The following is a 21,863-nucleotide window of genomic DNA, read 5'->3' as shown; positions in this document are numbered from 1 at the left end:
TCGGCGGTGTCCACGGCGGCCTCGGCGGCGGCGGTGGTCGTGGCCTTGGCCCGGGTGCGCCGCGGCTTGGCCTCGGCGACCTCGCCCGCGGTCTCGGCCGAAGCGGCCTCGACCGTGTCGACGGCGGTCTCCGTGGCCTTGCGGGTGCGCCGCGCCTTGACCGGTGCGGCCGAAGCCTCGGCAACGGCCTCGGCCGTCTCGACGGCAGCGGTCGCAGCCTTGCGCGTCCGGCGCCGGACGGGCTTGGCGGGAGCCTCGGTGACCTCCGCGGCGACGGTCTCGACGACGGCCTCGGCCGCCGGCGCCGTCTTCACGACCGCGGACTCCACGGCCGTGACGGATTCGGCGGCCTTGCGGGTCCGCCGACGACGGGGCTTGGCGGTCTCCGCGGCGACGCTCTCGGCGGTCGTCACGGCAGCCTGAGCGGCCTCGGTCGCCGCGGGCTCCACGAAGGTCGCCGCGGGCGTGGCCGCCGCGACCGGCTCCGTGGCACCGCCACGCGTACGCCGACGACGGCGCGGTGTGCGGGACTCGGAGACCTCGGCGTCCGCGGGAGCGGACTCCGGCGTGGCCGCCGGAGTCACGGGGGAGGCGGTCGCCTCGTCCAGCGGCGCGCCGTTGCGCGTGCGCCGACGACGGCGCGGCGTGCGCGCCGGGCGCTCACGCTCGGCGGACGACGGCCCGGAGGAGCGCCCACCGCGACCGCGCGCCCCGCGGCCACCGGTCTCACCGAGGTCCTCGACCTCCTCGGCCGCGAGCCCGGCGCGGGTGCGCTCGGAGCGCGGCAGGACACCCTTGGTGCCGGCCGGGATGCTGAGTTCCTCGAAGAGGTGCGGGGACGTGGAGTACGTCTCCGGCGGGTCGTTGAACTTGAGCTCCAGCGCCTTGTTGATCAGCTGCCAGCGCGGGATGTCGTCCCAGTCGACGAGTGTGATCGCCGTACCGGAGGCACCGGCGCGGCCCGTGCGGCCGATGCGGTGCAGGTACGTCTTCTCGTCCTCGGGGGACTGGTAGTTGATGACGTGGGTGACGCCCTCGACGTCGATGCCGCGCGCGGCGACGTCGGTGCAGACGAGGACGTCGACCTTGCCGTTTCGGAAGGCGCGCAGCGCCTGCTCGCGGGCGCCCTGGCCGAGGTCGCCGTGGACCGCGCCGGAGGCGAAGCCGCGCTGCTGAAGCTGGTCGGCGAGGTCCGCCGCCGTCCGCTTGGTGCGGCAGAAGATCATCGCCAGACCGCGGCCCTCGGCCTGCAGTATGCGCGCGACCATCTCGGCCTTGTCCATGTTGTGCGCGCGGTAGACGTGCTGCGAGATGTTCGCGACCGTCACGCCCTCGTCGTCCGGCGCGGTGGCGCGGATGTGCGTGGGCTGCGACATGTACCGGCGGGCGAGGCCGATGACCGCGCCCGGCATGGTCGCCGAGAACAGCATCGTCTGGCGGCGCGCCGGAAGCATGTTGATGATCTTCTCGACGTCGGGCAGGAAGCCCAGGTCGAGCATCTCGTCGGCCTCGTCGAGGACGAGCGCCTTGATGTGCTTGAGATTGAGCTTCTTCTGGCCCGCGAGGTCCAGCAGACGCCCGGGGGTGCCGACGATGACGTCGACGCCCTTCTTGAGGGCCTCGACCTGGGGCTCGTAGGCACGGCCGCCGTAGATGGCGAGGACGCGTACGTTGCGGACCTTGCCCGCGGTGAGCAGGTCGTTGGTCACCTGGGTGCACAGCTCGCGCGTCGGGACGACGACGAGGGCCTGCGGTGCGTCGGTGAGCTGCTCGGGCTGGGCCCGGCCCGCCTCGACGTCCGCGGGGACGGTGACGCGCTCGAGGAGCGGAAGGCCGAAGCCCAGCGTCTTGCCGGTGCCGGTCTTGGCCTGGCCGATGACGTCGGTGCCCGAGAGGGCGACGGGGAGCGTCATCTCCTGGATGGGGAAGGGGTTGATGATGCCGACGGCCTCCAGGGCCTCGGCCGTCTCGGGAAGGATTCCGAGCTCTCGGAAAGTCGTAGTCAGGGTGCTGCCTCTTCTGTGTGCGCGGTGCGAGGCGAGCGCGGGGGTCGTGTCGGACCGTGCCGGGGACGTCAGCCGCTTGTCAGGCGGGCCGAGTGGCATGGGACCACTGCCGACGCTCTAGCGCTCGTACCGCTGAGGGTGTCCCTCCGGATGTCGTACGCACAGTGCCGTACGGACGAGGAGGGCTGTCGGGTCGGAGCCGATCGGGCCACCGACCGGGCATCCTCATTCGTGCGGCCCGTCGAATACTCGCCGGGCGCATTACTACCATACCCTGGAATCGCGCACATGCGATGGCCGATTCGGTCACGTCGTCGGCGTCACACTGGTTGACCAGGGACTTCCGTCCTGCGGTGAGCGGGCTATTGTGCGCTTCATGACGACGCCTGACAACGCCGCTGAGAAGCCCGCCGAGGCCACCGACGCCGCCCCGGCGGCAACCGGAGTCGCCGCCCAGGACTGGGACACGGCCTCCGCCGACCCTCAGTACCGCGCCGCGGTCGTGGACCTGCTCGGAGCGCTCGCGTACGGCGAGCTCGCGGCGTTCGAGCGGCTCGCCGAGGACGCCAAGCTGGCGCCCACGCTGAGCGACAAGGCCGAGCTGGCGAAGATGGCCTCCGCCGAGTTCCACCACTTCGAGCAGCTGCGCGACCGGCTCGCGGCGATCGGCGCCGAGCCGACGCAGGCGATGGAGCCCTTCGTCGCCGCCCTCGACGGTTTCCACAAGCAGACGGCGCCCTCCGACTGGCTGGAAGGGCTCGTCAAGGCGTACGTCGGCGACTCGATCGCCAGCGACTTCTACCGTGAGGTCGCCGCGCGCCTCGACTCGGACACCCGCGGTCTCGTCCTCGCCGTCCTCGACGACACCGGCCACGCCGGGTTCGCCATCGAGAAGGTGCGCGCCGCGATCGACGCCGACCCGCGCGTGGGCGGCCGGCTCGCGCTGTGGGCCCGCCGGCTGATGGGCGAGGCGCTGTCCCAGTCGCAGCGTGTGGTCGCCGACCGGGACGCGCTGTCGACGATGCTCGTGGGCGGTGTCGCGGACGGCTTCGACCTCGCCGAGGTCGGCCGGATGTTCTCGCGGATCACCGAGGCGCACACGAAGCGGATGGCGGCGTTGGGCCTGGCCGCCTAGGGCTCGTCGGACGAGTCATGGCCCGGGGCCGCCTGCGCGGCCCCGGTCAACTGTGGTCGTGCGGTCGGTGGTGTGCCCGGTCCCGGGCGTGGCCCAGCGCGTCGCTCAGTGCCTTGCGCAGGGGGTCACGCCGTCGCCGAGCGGCGTCGAAATCTTTCCGCCGGACGGAGCAGCAGGGACAGCAGGGCCGCCGAGACGGCGGCCGCGCCGAGCAGGATCACCAGGAAGTGGCCGGCGCCCAGAGCGGTGTGCGTCAGGAAGGCACCGAACAGGGCTCCTGCCACTCCGGTCGAGAGCACCAGACTGCGGGCGGGCAGCCGGTGCGGCAGGCGGTACGCGGCCGCCCACGCCAGTGCGAAACCGAGCAACGCGGAGCCGAGCGTCTCCAACAGCATGGTGGGGGTCCCTCCCGCACGGCCGGGTGCAAATCGGTCGTAGGCGGTCTTACCCGTGACGTGCGGAATGCAATCCTCCCCAATGATCGATCCGTGCTTCGAGCGGGGCGCTCACGACCGTGCCGGCAGCACCGCGCGCACCCGTCGCGGCCACGGCGTCGTCGGCGGAGCGGAGCCGGCGGAACGGGTCCGGCGGCACGAGCAAGGGCCCGGTGACGTCGTCACCGGGCCCTTCGTGCTTCCGCTCGCCGAACTACAGCGCGCTGAATCCCACCTTGCGCTGGGTGGGCTCGCCGAGCTCCACGTACGCGAGGCGGTCGGCCGGAACCAGGACCTTGCGGCCGTGGTCGTCCACGAGGCTGAGCAGCTGCGACTTGCCGGCCAGCGCCTCGGACACCGCGCGCTCGACCTCTTCCGGGGTCTGACCGCTCTCCAGAACGATCTCGCGGGGCGCGTGCTGCACGCCGATCTTGACCTCCACGGCTTTGTCCCTCCGACGGTCAGTGATGTGCGCGTCCGTACGCGCCGTACGCAGCACACATTAGCCCGGTGAGGGGACGTACACGCTCCGCCCGAGAACGCCAGGAGCGAACAGGGGACGGGAACAAAGTGGCGGTCAGTGATGATCCGTGCCGTGCAGCGGGAAGCCCGCGATGCCCCGCCAGGCCAGCGAGGTGAGCAGCTGTACCGCCTGGTCGCGCGGAACACTGCGGTCACTGTGCAGCCAGGAGCGGGCCACCACCTGGGCGAGTCCGCCGAGCCCCGAGGCGAGGAGCATCGACTCGGCGCGCGAGAGACCGGTGTCCTCGGCGATGACCTCGCAGATCGCCTCCGCGCACTCGTGCGTCACCTTGTCCACGCGCTCGCGGACCGCGGGCTCGTTGGTCAGGTCCGACTCGAAGACCAGCCGGAAGGCGCCGCCGTCGTCCTCGACGTACGCGAAGTAGGCGTCCATCGTGGCGCGCACGCGCAGCTTGTTGTCCGTCGTCGACGCGAGCGCCGTCCGCACGGCCTGGAGCAGCGACTCGCAGTGCTGGTCCAGCAGAGCGAGGTAAAGGTCGAGCTTGCCCGGGAAGTGCTGGTAGAGGACCGGCTTGCTGACGCCCGCGCGCTCGGCGATGTCGTCCATGGCGGCCGAGTGGTACCCCTGCGCAACGAACACTTCCTGGGCGGCGCCGAGGAGCTGGTTGCGCCGTGCCCGGCGCGGCAGCCGAGTGCCCCGCGGGCGTGCCGCCTCTGTCTGCTCGATGGCTGTCACGCCGCCTCCCAAAATCGTCCACATGCGGTGTGCGCCGCGCGGCCATCGTACTTTTCGGTAACCGTGCTGTGCGCGGTGCGAGCGCAGAATTTCACGGACCGGACGCCACCGATGGCGCGCAGAACGGCCCGAATCGGGTGAGATGCACTCCATCTCACCGCGACTTGCCTGGTCAGCGGCGTCCCGTCACCGGTACTCGTCCTCGTTCAGCTGTACGACCCTGGCCTGTTCGGCGAGATCCGCCTCGTTGGCGTTGAGGGGGTCGCCCGGTGGTACGGCCACCTCTTCCACAGGGTCCAGCTCGGTGCGCTGCTCGGCGGTGTCGGCCTCCGGGGCTTCCTCGTCGAGGATCTCCCGGAACTGGTCGTCGAACGTCCCGGGGTCTGTCGGGTCGACTGTCATGATTCCTCTTCCCGAACGGTGCGCGTGCGTTGCCGTACGCGTACGAGTGCCCTCGACTGAAGCCTAGGAGACACGAGATCCGGACGCTATGCGATCCGCACGCCATCTGTGACGGCGAACACATGAACCACTGCGTGATCGTCTCGTAACATTGCCCGCATGTCTTCGACCGAGCTGCCGCCAGCGCTGGCCACCACCGTCACGCCCCGGGTCGGCGCCGTCAGGGTCGGAGACGGGGAGCGGCTGCGATCGGTCGGCCTTCCGGGCATCACCCTGACCGTGCGGTCGAGACCGGCGTCACGCAAGGGCCTGCCTCCCGCGCTGTACGTGCACGGCCTCGGCGGTTCCTCGCAGAACTGGTCGGCGCTGATGCCGCTCCTCGACGGGCTCGTGGACAGCGAGGCCCTCGACCTGCCCGGGTTCGGCGACTCCCCGCCGCCCGACGACGGGAACTACTCGGTCACGGCGCACGCACGCGCCGTGATCCGCTATCTGGACGCCGCCGAGCGGGGCCCCGTGCACCTCTTCGGCAACTCGCTCGGCGGCGCCGTCACGACGCGCGTCGCGGCCGTACGCCCCGACCTCGTCCGCACGCTCACCCTGGTCTCGCCCGCGCTGCCGGAGATCCGCGCACAGCGCACCGCGTGGCCGACCGCGCTGCTGGCCCTGCCCGGAGTGGCGGGGCTCTTCACCAGGCTCACCAAGGACTGGAGCGCCGAGCAGCGCGTCCGGGGGGTGATGGCCCTCTGCTACGGCGACCCCGGCATCGTGACGCCGGAGGGGTTCCGGCACGCGGTGGAGGAGATGGAGCGGCGACTCGCCCTCCCTTATTTCTGGGACGCCATGGCCCGCTCGTCCCGCGGGCTCGTGAACGCGTACACGCTCGGTGGCCAGCACGGCCTGTGGCGTCAGGCCGAGCGGGTGCTCGCGCCGACCCTCCTCGTCTACGGAGGTCGGGACCAGCTCGTCGGCTACCGCATGGCACAGCGCGCGGCCCGCTCCTTCCGCGACTCCCGGCTGCTGTCCCTGCCGGAGGCGGGGCACGTGGCGATGATGGAGTACCCGGAGACGGTGGCCACCGCGTTCCGCGAACTTCTCGCCGACGCGGGCGAGCAGCCCTCCCCGTCCGGCGCCGGCGCGGAAGGCTGAGGCGGGTCGTGGGACGTCACAGTCGCCGGGGGCGGAACGGCAAGACCGACACCTCCGAGATACCCGCGATACCCGCGATACCCGCGGTTCCCGCGCAGGAGGCGGGTCGCGCACGGCGGGCTGCCCCGGGGGCCGCACCGGCCCCGGCCGCGGGCCAAGCCCCGGGTACCGGTTTCCCGTCCGCCCGGCGCGGGTCGATTCCGCCGCAAGGGGCACCGGGCCCGCGGCCCCCGATGGACGGGACGCCTGCGCAGGGTGTGCCGCGGTTCTCGGACGGGACCCCCGCCCACGGTGTCCCCCGGGTGCGCGGTGGCCATCCCGAGCAGCGTGAAGCCGGCGGTGGCTGGGGCGAGTTCGGGAGCGCCGGGACGTCCGGTGCCCCGGGCGGGGCACCGCGGAGTGCGCCCCACGGCGCGCCGCCCGGTTCCGCGGGTCCCCGGATCCCCCGTCAGCGTCAGGAGCCGGGCTCCATGCCCCGCCAGGCGTACATCGACGCGTTCGACGCCGACGAGGGCGAGGACCGCGACGTCTTCGCACCGCGCGCCGGCACCTTCGCGACCCGTGGCGAGGAAGCCCACCGCGCCGACCCGTACGGCTCCGTCACCGACTGGGACGCACGGGACGCGGAGACCGGCGAGAGCCCGCCGCCGGACACCGAGGAGAAGGGGCAGGGCAAGGGTGGCAAGGGGCGCGCGTTCACCGGGATCGCGGCGGCGGCCGTGACCACCGTGCTGGCCGTCGTGGTGGCCGGACAGGTCGTCTCCGGGCGGCAGGACGCCAGTGCGCACGCCCGGTCCACCGGTGGCGACCGCCAGACGCACGACTCCGCCTCGCGCGGTGACGACCGGCCGACCCCGGCCGCGGTGCCGAGCGCGGTGACGCTGACCTACGACCAGAAGATGGCCAAGAGGTATGCGCTCGGCGCGACGCTCAAGGGCTCGGGGAAGTTCGACACCGTCCCCGGCTTCGACAAGGCGCCGGGCAAGGGACGCAAGTACACCTATCGCGTCGACGTCGAGCGGGGCCTCGGACTGGATGCCGCGCTCTTCGCGCAGGCCGTGCAGAAGACCCTGAACGACAAACGGAGTTGGGCCCACGGAGGCGCCCGCACCTTCGAGCGGATCTCGTCCGGGAAGCCCGACTTCGTCATCACGCTCGCGAGCCCGGGCACCACCGCCACGTGGTGCGCGAAGTCCGGGCTCGACACGACCGAGGACAACGTGTCGTGCGACTCGGCCTCGACCGAGCGGGTCATGATCAACGCCTACCGCTGGGCGCAGGGCTCCGAGACCTATGGTGATCGAATTCACTCCTACCGGCAGATGCTGATCAACCACGAGGTCGGCCATCGGCTCGGATACGGCCATGTGAGCTGCGACAAGGACGGCGAACTCGCCCCCGTGATGCAGCAGCAGACCAAGTTCCTCGACCACGACGGGATCCACTGCAAGGCCAATCCCTGGGCGTATCCCGGGAGTTGACAGCAGGCCCACAGGTCACATTGACATGCGGCGAAAGTTCGTTCATATTTCTCCGCATGTCGCCTCGTCACGTCTCCGCCCGCGCCGCCATTGAGCTGGCGCTGATCGGCGTGACCGCTCTCTGCGTGGCCGACATTCACTGTCGCTGACGCCCGCCCCCGGCGCGTGCGTCGCTCTTCTTCTCGTTACTCCTTCTCCGTGTGCCGTCTTCTGTGACGTGCGCGGTCCGGTCGGATGCCGACGCCTGACGCCCTGGGTGAGCTCTGCGCTCTTCCGTCTCACATTGCGTCAATCAGTCTCATCATTCGAGAGGTCGTCTTCCGATGCGTCATCCGTCCGTCATAGCGCGCCGCGTGGCCGCGGCATCCGTCAGCCTGGTCGTGGCAGCGGGCGCCGCCGCGTGCGGGCCGAAGGACAACGATGCCACCAGCGCCGGTGCCGACTCCAAGCCGCAGAAGGGCGGCACCCTCACCGTCCTGAACGCCAACCCGCAGGAAGACTTCGACCCGGCGCGGCTCTACACCTCCGGCGGCGGCAACGTCCCCTCGCTCGTCTTCCGCACGCTCACCACACGCAACCGCGAGAACGGTGCGGCCGGCGCCCAGGTCGTCCCCGACCTCGCCACCGACACCGGTCGCCCGAGCAAGAACGCGACCGTGTGGACGTACACCCTGAAGAAGGGCCTCAAGTACGAGGACGGCACGCCCATCACCTCGGCCGACATCAAGTACGGCATCGAGCGCTCTTTCGCCGCCGAACTCTCCGGCGGCGCCCCCTACCTGCGGGACTGGCTGATCGGCGGCGCCGACTACCAGGGCCCCTACAAGGACAAGAAGGGCCTCGACTCGATCGAGACGCCCGACGACCTGACGATCGTCTTCCACCTGAACAAGCCCGAGGGCGAGTTCCCCTACCTCGCCACGCAGACGCAGTTCACGCCCGTGCCGAAGGCCAAGGACACCGGCACGAAGTACGAGGAGCACCCCGTCTCCTCCGGCCCGTACAAGGTCGTCAAGAACGAGAACGACGGCGAGCGGCTCGTCCTGGAGCGCAACACCCACTGGTCCGCGTCGACCGACGCCGAGCGCAAGGCCTACCCCGACAAGATCGACGTACGGTCCGGCCTGGACTCGTCCGTGATCAACCAGCGGCTCTCCGCGTCTCAGGGAGCGGACGCCGCCGCCGTCACCACGGACACCAACCTCGGCCCCGCCGAGCTCGCCAAGGTGTCCGGCGACAAGGCCCTCGCCGCGCGCGTCGGCACCGGTCACTTCGGCTACACCAACTACCTCGCCTTCAACCCGAAGGTGAAGCCGTTCGACAACCCGAAGGTCCGCCAGGCGATCTCGTACGCCGTCGACCGCACCTCGGTGATCAACGCGGCCGGCGGCTCGTCGCTCGCCGAGCCCGCGACCACCTACCTGCCCGACCAGAAGTCCTTCGGCTACACGCCGTACGACCACTTCCCGGCGGGCAAGTCCGGCAACCCGGCCAAGGCCGAGGAGCTGCTGAAGGAGGCGGGCTACAAGAACGGCCTGACCATCACGCTCACGCACTCCAACAGCAAGGACTTCGAGACCAGCCCCGAGATCGCCACGGCCCTCCAGGACGCCCTGAAGAAGGCCGGGATCACCGTCAAGCTCCAGGGCCTCGAGGACAACGACTACAGCGACAAGATCCACAGCGCCAAGACCGAGCCCGGCCTCTTCCTCGCCCACTGGGGCGCCGACTGGCCCTCGGGCGGTCCCTTCCTGGCCCCCATCTTCGACGGCCGGCAGATCGTCAAGGACGGCGCCAACTTCAACACCGGCTTCCTCGACGACAAGTCGGTCAACGCCGAGATCGACGCGATCAACAAGCTGACCGACCTCGACCAGGCCGCCCAGCGCTGGGGTGCCCTGGACAAGAAGATCGGCGAGCAGGCGCTCACCGTGCCGCTGTTCCACCCCGTCTACAAGCGCCTGTACGGCAAGGACGTCAAGAACATCGTGATCAGCGACTGGACCGGCGTGCTGGACATCTCCCAGGTCGCGGTGAAGTAGCACCGTGAGCGAGGCACTTGTCGCCTCTCAGGCCCCCGGGACGGACTCCTCCGTCCCGGGGGCCTCGGGGGCCCGTCAGTTCTGGCGGCGGCTGCGAGCGCAGCGCGCCGCCCTCGTCGCGGCGGGAGTCGTCGCGCTGCTCGTCCTGATCGCGCTCGCCGCGCCGCTGCTCACCGCGATCGAGGGCCAGGACCCGACCACCTATCACCCCTCACTCGTGGACTCCGCGCGCGGCGGTGTGCCCGTCGGCCCGCTCGGCGGCATCGGCGCCGACCACTGGCTCGGCGTCGAACCGCAGACGGGCCGCGACCTCTTCGCCCGCCTCGTGTACGGCGCCCGCGTCTCGCTCGGCGTCGCGCTCGCGGCCACGCTCGTCCAGGTCCTCATCGGCATCGTGGTGGGGGTCGCGGCCGGCCTGGGGAACCGGTGGGTCGACCAGTTGCTCAGCCGGGCCACGGACGTCATCATCGCCATGCCGCTGATGATCATGTCCCTCGCGCTGCTCGCGATCGTCCCCAGCAGCTTCCCGCGGCCCGTGCTCGTCGCGCTCATCATCGGCCTGGTGGCGTGGGGTTCGATCGCGAAGATCGTCCGCGCCCACACGCTGACCCTCAAGGAGCTCGACTACGTGGCCGCCGCCCGGCTCAGCGGCTGGGGCGCCTGGCGCGTCGCCCGCCGCGAGCTGCTGCCCGCGCTGGCCGCGCCCGTCATCACGTACGCCGCACTCCTCGTCCCCACGAACATCACCGTCGAGGCGGCGCTCAGCTTCCTCGGCGTCGGCGTGAAGCCGCCGACGCCGTCCTGGGGGCAGATGCTCACCGCGGCCGACATCTGGTACCAGGCGGCCCCTCAGTACCTGCTGCTGCCGGCCGGCGCGCTGTTCGTCACCGTGCTCGCGCTGACCGTGCTCGGCGACGGAGTGCGCACCGCACTCGATCCGCGCGCCGCCTCGCGGCTGCGCATCGGGACGGGACGCAGGCGGGAGGCCAAGGCATGAGCGCCCGCAAAGGGCTGAGCGGTTCGCTCGCCGGGTTCCCGGGCTTCGCGCTGCGGCGCCTGGTCGGAGCCGTCGTCACCCTGTTCGCGATCTCCGTGATCATCTACCTCGTCTTCTACGTCGCGCCCGGCGACGTCGCGCAGATCACCTGCGGCCCGCGCTGCTCGCCCGCCCAGGTGCACCAGGTCGCCGAGCAGTTGAGGCTCGACGACCCGCTGTACGTGCGCTACTGGCACTTCCTCCAGGGCGTCTTCGTCGGCCAGGACTACTCGACCGGCACGTCCGTGCAGCACTGCGGCGCGCCCTGCCTCGGCGTCTCCTACCAGAGCGGCCAGCAGGTCACCCAGCTGATCTGGACGAAGCTGCCGGTCACCTTCTCGCTCGTGCTCGGCGCGATGGTGCTGTGGCTGATCCTCGGCGTCGGCACCGGTGTGCTGTCCGCCTGGCGGCGCGGCAGGTTCACCGAGCGGGCGCTGACCGCCGTCACCCTCGCCGGCACGGCCACCCCCGTCTTCGTCATCGGTCTCGTGCTGATGATCGTCGTCTGCGGGCAGTTGCAGCTGCTGCCCTTCCCGCAGTACGTGCCCTTCACCGAGGACCCCGAGCAGTGGGCGTGGAACCTGCTGCTGCCCTGGCTGTCGCTGGCGCTGATCGAGTCCGCGAAATACGCCCGTCTGACCCGGGCCTCCATGCTGGAGACGCTCGCGGAGGACCACGTCCGCACCTTCCGTGCGTACGGAGTGGGGGAGCGCTCGATCATCGGGCGGCACGCCCTGCGGGGCGCCGTGGCGCCGGTCATCGCGCTGAGCGCCAACGACTTCGGGTCGGCGATCGGCGGTGCCGTGCTCTCCGAGACGTTGTTCGGTCTTCCGGGGCTCGGGCGCGAACTCGTGCACGCGGTGACCGTCGTCGATCTGCCGGTGGTGGTCGGCATGGTGCTGGTCACCGGCTTCTTCGTGGTCCTGGCCAATGCCGTCGCGGACGTGCTGTTCGCGGTGGCCGACCGACGGGTGGTGCTGTCGTGAGTCCTGCGGAAGCCGACGACGGCGTGCTGCGTGCCGTCCGTGACGGTGTGGCGGGCGCCGTCGGTGACGGTGTGCCGGGTGTTGTCGGTGACGGTGTGCCGGGTGTTGTCGGTGAGGGCCGTGGTGCGGGCGGGGGCGGTCTCGCCGAAGCCGGTGACGGATCCGGTCCCGCCGCTCCGGCCGACGGCAGCCTTGTCGAGGTCACCGACCTCTCCGTGGCGTTCGGGGACCTGCGCGCCGTCGACGGGCTCTCCTTCCGGCTGGAGCGAGGGGCCGCGCTGGGACTCGTCGGCGAGTCCGGGTCCGGCAAGTCCACCGTGGCGTCGGCCCTGCTGGCGCTGCACCGTGGCACCGGAGCGAGGGTCGGCGGCACGGTGCGGGTGGCCGGCCTGGACGTACAGGCGGCCTCCGACGACGAACTGCGGCGGCTGCGAGGCGGAAAGGCCGCCATGGTCTTCCAGGACCCGCTGTCGTCCCTCGACCCGTACCACGCGGTCGGCGACCAGATCGCCGAGGTGTACCGCGTGCACAACAGGGCGTCACGGCGAGCGGCACGCGCGCGTGCCGTCGAGGTGCTCGACCGTGTCGGCATACCCGACGCGGCCCGTCGCGCGCGTTCGCGTCCGCACGAGTTCAGCGGAGGCATGCGCCAGCGCACCCTGATCGCCATGGCCCTGGCCTGCCGGCCCGACCTGCTGATCGCCGACGAGCCGACCACGGCCCTCGACGTGACCGTCCAGGCCCAGATCCTCGACCTGCTGCACACCCTGCGCGAGGAGACCGGCATGGGGTTGCTGCTCGTCACGCACGACGTCGGGGTCGCGGCCGAGAGCGTGGACGAGATCCTCGTCATGCGCCACGGGCGCGCCGTCGAGCACGGCCCGGTCGGAACCGTGCTCGGGGCACCCCGCGACACCTACACGCGTGAACTGCTCGGTGCCGTCCCGCGGGTGGACGCACCACGCGTCACCGAGGGCGACGTCGGCGACGAGACCGTCATCGAAGCGGTGGGGCTGCGGCGCGAGTTCGGCACGGGGAAGCGGCGGTTCGCCGCCGTCGACGACGTGTCGCTGACGGTCCGCCGGGGCGAGACCCTCGGTGTCGTCGGCGAGAGCGGCAGCGGGAAGACCACGCTGGGACGGATGCTGGTCGGGCTCCTGGAGCCCACCGCCGGCACGGTCCGCCACGAAGGGCGCGAGCAGACCGGCGTGAGCCCTTCGGTGCAGATGGTCTTCCAGGACCCGGTGTCCTCCCTCAACCCCCGGCGCAGTGTGGGCGAGTCGATCGCCGACCCGCTGCGGGCCCGCGGCCAACGCGACGAGGGCCGCATCAAGGAGCGCGTGCGGGAGCTGCTGGAACGCGTGGGGCTCGATCCGGACCACTACGACCGGTACCCGCACGAGTTCAGCGGCGGGCAGCGGCAGCGGGTCGGCATCGCGCGGGCCCTCGCCGCGGAGCCGCGCGCCATCGTGTGCGACGAACCCGTCTCCGCGCTCGACGTCACCACCCAGGCCCAAGTGGTCGCCCTGCTCGGTGAGCTCCAGCGCGAACTGGGGCTCGCGCTGGTCTTCGTGGCGCACGACCTCGCGGTCGTGCGCCAGGTCAGCGACCGGGTGGCGGTGATGCGGCGCGGCCGGATCGTCGAGTACGGGCCCGCCGACGAGGTGTACGAGTCCCCCCGGGACCCCTACACCGAGCAACTGCTCGCCGCCGTACCGGCGCTCGACCCGGAGGTCGCGGCACGGCGCCGTGCCGCCCGCGGGGAGCCGGCGACGGCCTGAGCCGCGGGGTCGGCATGCGCGGTGCGGTCGGGTGGCGCCGTCGGTGCGTACGGCCAGGCCCGCGTGACGACGAAGCGTAGTCGCATGATCTCTTAGCGCGACAGAACGCGGCCTGTGCGGGAAAGTTACGACCGTTCACCCCTTTTGGTGGCGCGATGGACAACCGTCCGTCGCGCCACCGTCATGTCCGCATACGTTCTTCCCGCTGCGAGCCGCCGGGTCAACGGCGGCTCCCCATATGGGAGATCGGGGGTGTGGTCGTGCGCATCGGACTGCTTACGGAGGGTGGCTATCCGTATGTGAGCGGTGACGCCAGACTCTGGTGCGACCGGCTCGTACGCGGGCTCGGGCAGCATGAGTTCGACATCTACGCGCTCAGCCGCAGCGAGCGCCAGGAGGACGAGGGCTGGATCCAGCTGCCGCCGCAGGTCAGCAGGGTACGGACGGCGCCTCTGTGGACCGTCGAGGACGACGGGGTGGTGTACGGACGCCGGGCGCGGCGACGCTTCGCCGACGCGTACGGAGAGCTGGCCGCGGCCGTGTGCGAGGGGCCGGGGGCTCTCGACGGCGCGGCTCTCGGCGGCGGCGCGGGAGCCCACGACGACCCGGCGGCCTCCGCCGGTGTTGTGGCGGACCGTTTCGGCAGCGCGCTCTACGCCCTCGCGGAGCTCGCCCGGGACGAGGGCGGTCTCGCCGGTGCCCTGCGTTCGGAGGGCGCCGTGCGCGCGCTGGAACGCGCCTGCCGTGCGCCCGGCGCGCTGCGCACCGCCCGCACGGCGCGTGTGCCCGACCTGCTCGCCTTCGCCTCCCATGTCGAACGTGCCCTGCGGCCCTTGTCGCTGGACTGGTACGAGGGTGACGGCCTCGACTCGGTGGACCTGTGCCACGCCACGGCGGGTGGCACCGCGGCGCTGCCCGGTCTGATCGCCCGGCACTTCGCCGGCGTTCCCCTGCTGGTCACCGAGTACGGGGTGCAACTGCGCGCGCACTACCTGGCCTCCGCCACCGTCGGCGAGAGCCCGGCCGTACGCGCGCTGCTCGCCGGGTTCCACGGCAGGCTCGCCGCCGAGGTCTACCGGGCCGCCGCGCTCATCACGCCCGGCAACACACACGCCCGCCGCTGGCAGGAGCGCTGCGGCGCCGACCGCGCCAAACTGCGCACCGTCTACCCCGGCATGGAGGCGTCCCGCTTCGCGGACGTGGGGGAGAGCGCGGAGGGCAGTGGATGCGCCGACCCGGACACGCTGGTGTGGGTCGGCCGCATCGAACCCGCCAAGGATCTGATCTCGCTGCTGCACTCCTTCGCGGAGATCCGCAAGGAGGAACCGAAGACGCGGCTGCGGATCGTCGGCGCGCCCGCCGACGGCCCCGAAGGCACGACCTATCTGGCCCACTGCCGGGCCCTGGCCGCCCAGCTCTTCCCCGACGAGGCGGAGGGCGTGCACGCGGTCGGCGACAACCCGGTGTCCTTCGAGGAGATCGGCGGCCCCGAGGTCCCCAGCCTGGCGGAGGCGTACGCCTCCGGAGCCGTCGTCGTGCTCTCCAGCGTCGTCGAGGGCTTTCCGATCAGTCTCGTCGAGGCCATGTTCTGCGGTCGCGCGACCGTCTCCACGGACGTGGGCGCGGTCGTCGAAGTCATCGGCGGTACGGGGCTGGTGGTGCCGCCCCGCAATCCACGGGCGCTCGCGGAGGCGTGCGTGACGCTGCTGCGTGACCCCGAGCGCCGTGAGCGCCTGGGCGCGGCCGCGCGCGCACGCGCCCTCGAACTGTTCACCGTCGAGCAGAACATCGCGGCCTTCCACGGCATCTACCTGGAGATCGTCTCGCACTCCCCGGTCCGGCGGGTGGTCGTGGACGACGAGGGAGAGCCGTTGCCCTTCGGAGTTCCCGCGGAGGCCCATGTGCCGGGCCGCTGGACCGAGGTCCGTCCCATGGCCGCGGGCCGGCCGCGTTGGGCGGCGGGGGCGCCCGTGCGCGCCACGGTTCCCGTGCCCGCGGGGGAGGGAGCCCGATGAGCGAGACGACCGGACCGCGCCCACCGGGCGGACCGCACACCCTGCACGAGCTGGACGACCTGGCCGGGCTGGGCGCCTTGGGCGGCGGGGATCTGGGCAGCGAGGACGTCGAGTACGTCGAGGACTCGGGTGGCGCGAGAGGCCGGGACGCGGGTGGCCGGGACGCGGGTGGCGCGAGCGGCCGGGACTCGGGCGGTGCGGGTGGCGCGCGCGGGGGAGGCGCCGGCGGCGCGGGCCGCATCGGTGAGGCTGCCGGCCGGGACGGCGGCGGCTCCGGTGAACGAAAACGCAAAGGTGGTGCGACCGGCAGTGAGGGGAGTGCGAGTCGTATCGACGGCGCGCGCAGGCCCGTCGCGCGCCGTGGCGCCGCGGACCCCGTGAAGGCGCTCATGCACCGGCACCGCGAACTCTGCGAGCGCGCGGTCGACCCGCTGGAGATCGCCGCCGGTCTGGAGGCCCACGGTGTGACCGACCGGACGGCCACCCGATTCCGCCACCGCGACGTGTTCTCGCTCGCCGAGGAGATGTACGCCCGCGCCTCGCGCGACGGCGAACACGCCCCGCGTCCGGAGGAACCGGAGCGCCCCGGTGCGCGCGCCGACTGGGCGGTGCTCGCCCTGCTGCCCGGCGTTCTCTGCCTGGCGGCCACGCTCGGACTGCGCGTCACCGAGGGCAGGCCGCGCCTCGCGGTGGCCGCGGCCGGCGTCCTCGCCGTGACCGTCGGTCTGCGGTACGCCCTGCGCCGCGGCCCCCTGAGCGCCGGTCAGCGCACGACCGGCGCCACCCGCGGCTGGATGTGCTGGCTCGTCGCCTACGCCCTCCTCGGTGACGGACTGCTCAGCGCCGCGCTCGACGGCGGACCCGACGGCCCCTGGCCGCTCGCCACGGCATCCGTGCTGGCCCTCTCGACCGCGTGCGCGCCGGCGGCCTGGTGTGCGCAACTCTTCGTGGTGAGCGCCCGCCGCAGGCTGACCGCCAGCCGCGGCCTCGACGAGTTCGCCACCACCGTCCGCCCCCTGCTCCTCGGCGTCTTCACCCTGTTCCTGTGCGCCCTCGGCGGGCTGCTCGCCCTGAGCGCGGCAGTGCTCGACGAGCCCCCCGCCTACCTCGGGGCCGGCGCCCTCGGCGCCCTGCTCCTGCTCGCCCGTCTGCTGACGGCGCGCGGCTTCGCCCACGCGCCCGCCGTGATGGTCGCCGGCGCCGGAGCCACCGAAGCGGTCGCGCTCGCCACCGTCTTCGCGGGTCGTCTGCCCGGCTGCTCCCTCCTCGCCACGCCCGTCGAGACCGTCGTCGCCGCCTGGGGGCCCGGAGCCGTACCGGCTCTGGTGTGCGGCACGGCGGCCTTCGTCCTGCTCGTCCACTCGACGCGCACCCTGACCAGGGCCTCCGCCCACGCACTGCCCAGCGAGGCGGTGTGAACCGTGCTTCCGCGCCCGGCACCCGGGCACGGACCCATTTCTCCCGCGGGGCCGACACCGCGGGCCCTCTCCCGACCCACGGCATCACCTGAAGGAGAAAGCCAGATGATCACCTCCCGAACCGGAGAATCCGCCCCGGGAGCCGCCCGATGAGGGTCCTGCTGATCGGAGCCAACGGATACCTCGGCCGCTTCGTGGCCGACAGACTGCTCGCCGACCCGGCCGTGCAGCTCACCGCGCTCGGCCGGGGCGACGACGCCGACGTCCGATTCGACCTCGCCTCGGGCAGTCCCGGCGCACTCACCCGCTTCCTGGACGCGGTGCACCCCGGAGTCGTCATCAACTGCGCGGGCGCCACCCGCGGAGGCGCCCGCGAACTGACCCGGCACAACACCGTCGCCGTCGCCACCGTCTGCGAGGCCCTCCGCCGCAGCGGCTGCGGGGCGCGGCTCGTCCAGATCGGCTGCGGCGCCGAGTACGGGCCCAGCCAGCCCGGCTCCTCCACCGCCGAGGACGCCGTGCCGCGCCCCGGCGGCCCGTACGGCGTCAGCAAGCTCGCCGCCACCGAACTGGTCCTCGGCTCCGGCCTGGACGCCGTGGTCCTTCGGGTCTTCTCGCCCGCCGGACCCGGCACACCCGCCGGATCCCCGCTCGGCCGCCTCGCCGAGGCCCTCCGCCGCGCCATGCAGTCCGGCGACGGCGAACTCAAACTCGGCGGACTCGGCGTCCAGCGCGACTTCATCGACGTGCGCGACGTCGCCCGTGCCGTCCACGCGGCCTCGCTCTCCGCCGCACAGGGCGTGATCAACATCGGCTCGGGACGTGCCGTACGACTCCGCGACGCGGCAGCGGTCCTCGCCCGGGTCGCCGGCTACGGCGGCGCCCTGCACGAACTCGACGGCCCTCCCGGCCCCCTCAGGACATCCATCGGCCACCCCCGCAACGAACCGGACCATGCGGCCCCGGTCGCGTACCCGTACCCGGACGGCTGCGGCAGCTGGCAGCAGGCCGACGTGCGCACCGCACGCGACCGGCTCGGCTGGCGGCCCCGCATCAACCTCGAGGAATCCCTGGCAGACATCTGGATGGAGGCGGCATGCCGTATCTGACCAGCACCGCAGCCGGCACCGCGAGCACCGACCTCAAGGTCGGCTTCGGCATCCCCGGCTATGCGCACCCCCTCGTCGCTCCGCTGGAGTGGGCCGAACTCACCCGGCCCGGCGCCCCTTTGCACTGGGTCGCCCTGAACGTGTCCAACGGACCCGGCACCCGTCCCGACCCGCACTGCCTGGAGGCCGTCGGGCGGCTGCGCAACGCGGGCGTACGCGTGCTCGGGCGCCTGGACGCCACATACGGCGCGCGGGCCTTCGGCGAACTGGTCTCCGACGCCCAGCGCTATCTCGACTGGTACCGGGTCGACGGCTACCTCCTCGACCGCTGTCCCACCGAACGCACCGCGCTCGCCGAGGTCCGCCGCACGGTCGGCACGCTCCGGACGGTCCGTGAGGATGCACACATCGTGCTCGGGCACGGCGCCCACCCGTATCCCGGCTACGCGGAGAACGCCGACCAACTGGTCACCTTCTCCGGCTCCTGGAGCGACTACCGCTGGTCCCAGGTCGCCGAGTGGACCGCCGACTACCCGCCCGAGCGGTTCTGCCACTTGGTGCACGGCGTGCCGCGCGGTCATCTCGACGAGGCGCTGCGCATCGCCCGCTGGCAGGGCGCCTCGACGATCTACTTCACCGACCGCACCGATTTCGGTGGGCGGGCCGACCCCTGGGAGACGATGCCCGGCTACTGGGACGAAATCGTCTCGCGGATCGGAACGGGTGTCTCGGAATGAAGAAGGGCGTGGCAGTGTTACGGGGAGAACAACTGTAGTGATAGACCGACCAACGGAGCCCCCGTGTCGCTGCCACCCCTGGTCGAGCCGGCTTCCGAGCTCACCGTAGACGAGGTCCGCAGGTACTCCCGCCACCTGATCATCCCCGACGTGGGCATGGACGGGCAGAAGCGGCTGAAGAACGCCAAGGTGCTGTGTGTCGGCGCCGGCGGCCTCGGATCGCCGGCGCTGATGTACCTGGCCGCGGCGGGCGTGGGCACGCTCGGCATCGTGGAGTTCGACGAGGTCGACGAGTCGAACCTGCAGCGCCAGATCATCCACAGCCAGGCGGACATCGGCCGCTCCAAGGCCGAATCGGCCCGCGACTCCGTGCTGGGCATCAACCCGTACGTGAACGTGATCCTTCACGAAGAGCGGCTCGAAGCCGAGAACGTGATGGACATCTTCAGCCAGTACGACCTCATCGTCGACGGCACGGACAACTTCGCCACCCGCTACCTGGTCAACGACGCGTGCGTGCTCCTCAACAAGCCGTACGTGTGGGGTTCGATCTACCGGTTCGACGGCCAGGCCTCCGTCTTCTGGTCGGAGCACGGTCCCTGCTACCGCTGCCTCTACCCGGAGCCCCCGCCGCCGGGCATGGTCCCCTCCTGCGCCGAGGGTGGCGTGCTGGGCGTGCTGTGCGCGTCCATCGGTTCCATCCAGGTCACCGAGGCGATCAAGGTCCTCACCGGCACCGGCGAGCCCCTCGTCGGCCGACTGATGATCTACGACGCCCTGGAGATGCAGTACCGCCAGGTCAAGGTCCGCAAGGACCCGAACTGCGCCGTCTGCGGCGAGAACCCCACCGTCACCGAGCTCATCGACTACGAAGCCTTCTGCGGCGTCGTGTCCGAGGAGGCCCAGGAGGCGGCGGCCGGTTCGACGATCACTCCCAAGCAGCTCAAGGAGTGGATCGACGACGGCGAGAACATCGAGATCATCGACGTCCGTGAGATCAACGAGTACGAGATCGTCTCGATCCCCGGCGCCAAGCTGATCCCGAAGAACGAGTTCCTCATGGGCACTGCCCTGGAGTCCCTGCCGCAGGACAAGAAGATCGTGCTGCACTGCAAGACGGGTGTCCGCAGTGCGGAAGTCCTCGCCGTCCTGAAGTCCGCGGGCTTCTCCGACGCGGTCCACGTCGGCGGCGGCGTGATCGGCTGGGTCAACCAGATCGAGCCCGACAAGCCGGTCTACTAGGCATACGCCCTCTTCGGAGGTGGGGCCCGGCACCATGTGTGCCGGGCCCCTTGCCGTGGTCCGAGGGCACCCGAGCCGGTGCCCTCGGACCACGCCGCCTAGGAGGCGCAGACCTTGCCGTCCTTCGGCACGGTCCCGTCCAGCAGATACCTGTTCACGGTCGAGTCCACGCAGTCGCTGCCGCTGCCGTACGCGCCATGGCCCTCGCCCTTCCAGGTGAGCTCCACACCGACGTCCTTGCCCAGCTCGTCGGCCATCCTGCGGGCGCCCTCGTACGGTGTCGCGGGGTCGCCGGTGTTGCCGACGACCAGGACCGGCTCCGCACCCGGTGCGCTGACCTCCGGGTTGTCGAACTGGCCCGCCACCGGCCAGTCGTGGCACCAGCCCGCCGTGTCCCAGCCCATGAAGTCGCCGAAGACGGGCGAGATCTTCTCGAACTCGGGCAGCAGCTTCTTCGTCTCCTCGGGAGTCGGCCGCTGCTTGTCGTCCAGGCACGATATGACCCGCTGCGAGTGCGTCGTCGTGCCGTAGCGCCCCGAGGCGTCGCGTTCGTTGTAACCGTCGGCGAGCGTCAGCAGCTCCGAACCGTCCCCGTCCTCGGCCGCCTTGAGCGCGCTGGTGAGGCTGGGCCAGCCCTGCTTGCTGTACAGCGGCAGGACGATGCCGGTGAGGGCCAGTGTCTGGGTGAGCTTGCGTCCGCCCGACGCGGGCAGCGGCCGGGCGTCGATGCGCTTCAGCATGTCCACGATCTTCTGCGAGCCCTGCTTCGGGTCCTGGCCGGTGGACTTCAGATAGTCGTCCAGGGCCCGCTGGAAGCCGAGCGTCTGGTTCTTGGCGTGGCCGACCGTGTCGGCACTCGGGTCGACGACGGCGTCCAGCACCAGGCGTCCCACGTTCTTCGGGAACAGGTGGGCGTACACCCCGCCCAGTTCGGTGCCGTACGAGATGCCGAAGTAATGCATCGTGCGGTCGCCGAGGACCTCGCGCATCAGATCCATGTCGCGTGCCGTGTCCGTGGTCGACACATGGGACATGAGCTTGCCCGCGGCCTTCTCGCAGCCCTTGCCGAAGTCCGTGGCGTCCTTGAAATACGCGGCTTCCTCGGCGGCGTCGTCCGGTGTGGCGTCCACCGACTCGGCCGCCTGGATGTCCTTGTCGCTGCGGCAGCGCACCCCTTCGCTCGCCGCCACGCCGCGCGGGTCCCAGCTCACCAGGTCGTACCGCTCGTGGAGGGAGCCGACGATCGAGCCGTACGACGGCATGGTGGAGATGCCCGAGCCGCCGGGCCCGCCGAAGTTGAACAGGAGCGAGCCGATGCGCTTGCCCGAGCCGCCCGTCGCCTTCGAGCGGATCACCGCGAGACCGATCGTCTCGCCGTCCGGCTTCGCGTAGTCCAGCGGGACCTTGAGCGTGGCGCACTGCCAGTCGCTGCCCGGCGCGGGGGAGTCGGACGTGCCCTTGCAGCGACCCCAGTCGAGCTTCTGCGAGGTGAGTTCGCCGGGCAGCCCCGACGGTGTGCCCGAAGAAGGCGCCGTGGCCGACGACTTGTCGCCGCCCTTCCCCTCGTCCGTGCCTTCACCGGACGACCCACTGCTGCAACCGGCCACCAGCAACGCGGCGGCGGCCGCGGCCGTCCACCGTGCGAAACGTGCCATGCGCTTCCCCCCTCAC

General features: G+C 71.7%; 19 protein-coding genes. 13 read left to right on the top strand and 6 right to left on the bottom strand.

Going from position 1 to position 21,863, the window contains the following annotated elements; all coding sequences use genetic code 11:
* A partial coding sequence (locus ABEB03_RS20330; RefSeq protein WP_345650843.1) for a DEAD/DEAH box helicase occupies positions 1–2,105 on the bottom strand: 2,105 nt, incomplete at its 3' end.
* Between the two features lie 268 nt (positions 2,106–2,373).
* On the opposite strand from ABEB03_RS20330, the gene ABEB03_RS20325 reads away from it, so the two are divergent.
* Positions 2,374–3,141: a ferritin-like fold-containing protein gene (locus tag ABEB03_RS20325; protein WP_095936491.1), complete on the top strand. Its 768-nt coding sequence runs from the start codon at positions 2,374–2,376 to the stop codon at positions 3,139–3,141.
* 125 nt (positions 3,142–3,266) lie between these two features.
* Here ABEB03_RS20325 and ABEB03_RS20320 read toward each other — a convergent pair whose 3' ends face one another.
* The 4 genes from ABEB03_RS20320 to ABEB03_RS20305 all read right to left on the bottom strand — a co-directional run bounded on the left by ABEB03_RS20320 (position 3,267) and on the right by ABEB03_RS20305 (position 5,196).
* A complete protein-coding gene (locus ABEB03_RS20320) occupies positions 3,267–3,536 on the bottom strand; it encodes a hypothetical protein (protein ID WP_028801992.1) in 270 nt (89 codons plus the stop codon).
* Positions 3,537–3,789: 253 nt separating this feature from the next.
* On the bottom strand, positions 3,790–4,017 hold the full coding sequence (locus tag ABEB03_RS20315) for a DUF3107 domain-containing protein (RefSeq protein WP_028801993.1): 228 nt from the start codon (positions 4,015–4,017) through the stop codon (positions 3,790–3,792).
* A gap of 135 nt (positions 4,018–4,152) precedes the next feature.
* The gene (locus tag ABEB03_RS20310; protein ID WP_095936492.1) at positions 4,153–4,794 is read right to left on the bottom strand and encodes a TetR/AcrR family transcriptional regulator; all 642 of its coding nucleotides are present in this window, start codon (positions 4,792–4,794) and stop codon (positions 4,153–4,155) included.
* A gap of 186 nt (positions 4,795–4,980) precedes the next feature.
* Positions 4,981–5,196 (bottom strand): hypothetical protein, encoded by a 216-nt coding sequence (locus tag ABEB03_RS20305; RefSeq protein ID WP_345650834.1) that lies wholly within the window; start codon positions 5,194–5,196, stop codon positions 4,981–4,983.
* 159 nt (positions 5,197–5,355) lie between these two features.
* Here ABEB03_RS20305 and ABEB03_RS20300 point away from each other — a divergent pair, with 159 nt between their 5' ends.
* From ABEB03_RS20300 to moeZ, 12 genes are all read left to right on the top strand, one after another.
* Complete coding sequence (locus tag ABEB03_RS20300; protein WP_345650831.1) at positions 5,356–6,345, top strand: alpha/beta fold hydrolase; 990 nt, start codon at positions 5,356–5,358, stop codon at positions 6,343–6,345.
* Between the two features lie 8 nt (positions 6,346–6,353).
* Positions 6,354–7,826, top strand: coding sequence for a DUF3152 domain-containing protein (locus ABEB03_RS20295; RefSeq protein WP_425589268.1), 1,473 nt, complete (start codon positions 6,354–6,356; stop codon positions 7,824–7,826).
* A 56-nt stretch (positions 7,827–7,882) separates the two neighbouring features.
* Complete coding sequence (locus ABEB03_RS20290; RefSeq protein WP_324608112.1) at positions 7,883–7,975, top strand: Ms4533A family Cys-rich leader peptide; 93 nt, start codon at positions 7,883–7,885, stop codon at positions 7,973–7,975.
* Positions 7,976–8,149: 174 nt separating this feature from the next.
* Entirely contained in the window at positions 8,150–9,868 is a 1,719-nt protein-coding gene (locus ABEB03_RS20285; protein ID WP_345650818.1) for an ABC transporter substrate-binding protein, read from the top strand.
* Between the two features lie 4 nt (positions 9,869–9,872).
* The gene (locus ABEB03_RS20280; protein ID WP_345650815.1) at positions 9,873–10,865 is read left to right on the top strand and encodes an ABC transporter permease; all 993 of its coding nucleotides are present in this window, start codon (positions 9,873–9,875) and stop codon (positions 10,863–10,865) included.
* The gene (locus ABEB03_RS20275) at positions 10,862–11,890 is read left to right on the top strand and encodes an ABC transporter permease (protein ID WP_345650812.1); all 1,029 of its coding nucleotides are present in this window, start codon (positions 10,862–10,864) and stop codon (positions 11,888–11,890) included. Before ABEB03_RS20280 ends, ABEB03_RS20275 begins: the two co-directional genes overlap by 4 nt.
* Before the next feature lie 215 nt (positions 11,891–12,105).
* Positions 12,106–13,671 (top strand): ABC transporter ATP-binding protein, encoded by a 1,566-nt coding sequence (locus tag ABEB03_RS20270; RefSeq protein ID WP_345650893.1) that lies wholly within the window; start codon positions 12,106–12,108, stop codon positions 13,669–13,671.
* Between the two features lie 260 nt (positions 13,672–13,931).
* Entirely contained in the window at positions 13,932–15,686 is a 1,755-nt protein-coding gene (locus tag ABEB03_RS20265; RefSeq protein ID WP_345650809.1) for a DUF3492 domain-containing protein, read from the top strand.
* Entirely contained in the window at positions 15,683–17,104 is a 1,422-nt protein-coding gene (locus tag ABEB03_RS20260) for a hypothetical protein (protein WP_345650807.1), read from the top strand. Before ABEB03_RS20265 ends, ABEB03_RS20260 begins: the two co-directional genes overlap by 4 nt.
* Before the next feature lie 149 nt (positions 17,105–17,253).
* The gene (locus ABEB03_RS20255) at positions 17,254–18,213 is read left to right on the top strand and encodes an NAD-dependent epimerase/dehydratase family protein (protein ID WP_095936499.1); all 960 of its coding nucleotides are present in this window, start codon (positions 17,254–17,256) and stop codon (positions 18,211–18,213) included.
* On the top strand, positions 18,201–18,950 hold the full coding sequence (locus ABEB03_RS20250) for a spherulation-specific family 4 protein (protein WP_345650804.1): 750 nt from the start codon (positions 18,201–18,203) through the stop codon (positions 18,948–18,950). The genes ABEB03_RS20255 and ABEB03_RS20250 overlap by 13 nt, the downstream gene beginning before the upstream one ends.
* A 63-nt stretch (positions 18,951–19,013) precedes the next feature.
* Positions 19,014–20,192, top strand: coding sequence for an adenylyltransferase/sulfurtransferase MoeZ (gene moeZ / locus ABEB03_RS20245; RefSeq protein WP_095936501.1), 1,179 nt, complete (start codon positions 19,014–19,016; stop codon positions 20,190–20,192).
* 98 nt (positions 20,193–20,290) lie between these two features.
* Here the strand turns inward: moeZ and ABEB03_RS20240 are convergent, their stop codons facing one another.
* Positions 20,291–21,847: an alpha/beta hydrolase gene (locus tag ABEB03_RS20240; RefSeq protein ID WP_345650800.1), complete on the bottom strand. Its 1,557-nt coding sequence runs from the start codon at positions 21,845–21,847 to the stop codon at positions 20,291–20,293.
* Between the last annotated feature and the right edge of the window lie 16 nt (positions 21,848–21,863).

Origin of the sequence: Streptomyces siamensis (assembly GCF_039543605.1) — a bacterium.
Classification (GTDB): domain Bacteria; phylum Actinomycetota; class Actinomycetes; order Streptomycetales; family Streptomycetaceae; genus Streptomyces; species Streptomyces siamensis.
Note: the sequence above shows the minus strand (reverse complement) of the source record. Positions and strands in the feature narration are given on the sequence as shown.

Excerpts from the sequence above, each read along its gene's own strand:
- ABEB03_RS20320 (WP_028801992.1), bottom strand. The coding sequence starts at position 3,536 with ATGCTGTTGGAGACGCTCGGCTCCGCGTTGCTCGGTTTCGCACTGGCG.
- ABEB03_RS20305 (WP_345650834.1), bottom strand. The coding sequence starts at position 5,196 with ATGACAGTCGACCCGACAGACCCCGGGACGTTCGACGACCAGTTCCGG.
- ABEB03_RS20300 (WP_345650831.1), top strand. The coding sequence starts at position 5,356 with ATGTCTTCGACCGAGCTGCCGCCAGCGCTGGCCACCACCGTCACGCCC.
- ABEB03_RS20290 (WP_324608112.1), top strand. The coding sequence starts at position 7,883 with ATGTCGCCTCGTCACGTCTCCGCCCGCGCCGCCATTGAGCTGGCGCTG.
- ABEB03_RS20285 (WP_345650818.1), top strand. The coding sequence starts at position 8,150 with ATGCGTCATCCGTCCGTCATAGCGCGCCGCGTGGCCGCGGCATCCGTC.
- ABEB03_RS20275 (WP_345650812.1), top strand. The coding sequence starts at position 10,862 with ATGAGCGCCCGCAAAGGGCTGAGCGGTTCGCTCGCCGGGTTCCCGGGC.
- ABEB03_RS20260 (WP_345650807.1), top strand. The coding sequence starts at position 15,683 with ATGAGCGAGACGACCGGACCGCGCCCACCGGGCGGACCGCACACCCTG.
- ABEB03_RS20255 (WP_095936499.1), top strand. The coding sequence starts at position 17,254 with ATGAGGGTCCTGCTGATCGGAGCCAACGGATACCTCGGCCGCTTCGTG.
- ABEB03_RS20250 (WP_345650804.1), top strand. The coding sequence starts at position 18,201 with ATGCCGTATCTGACCAGCACCGCAGCCGGCACCGCGAGCACCGACCTC.
- ABEB03_RS20240 (WP_345650800.1), bottom strand. The coding sequence starts at position 21,847 with ATGGCACGTTTCGCACGGTGGACGGCCGCGGCCGCCGCCGCGTTGCTG.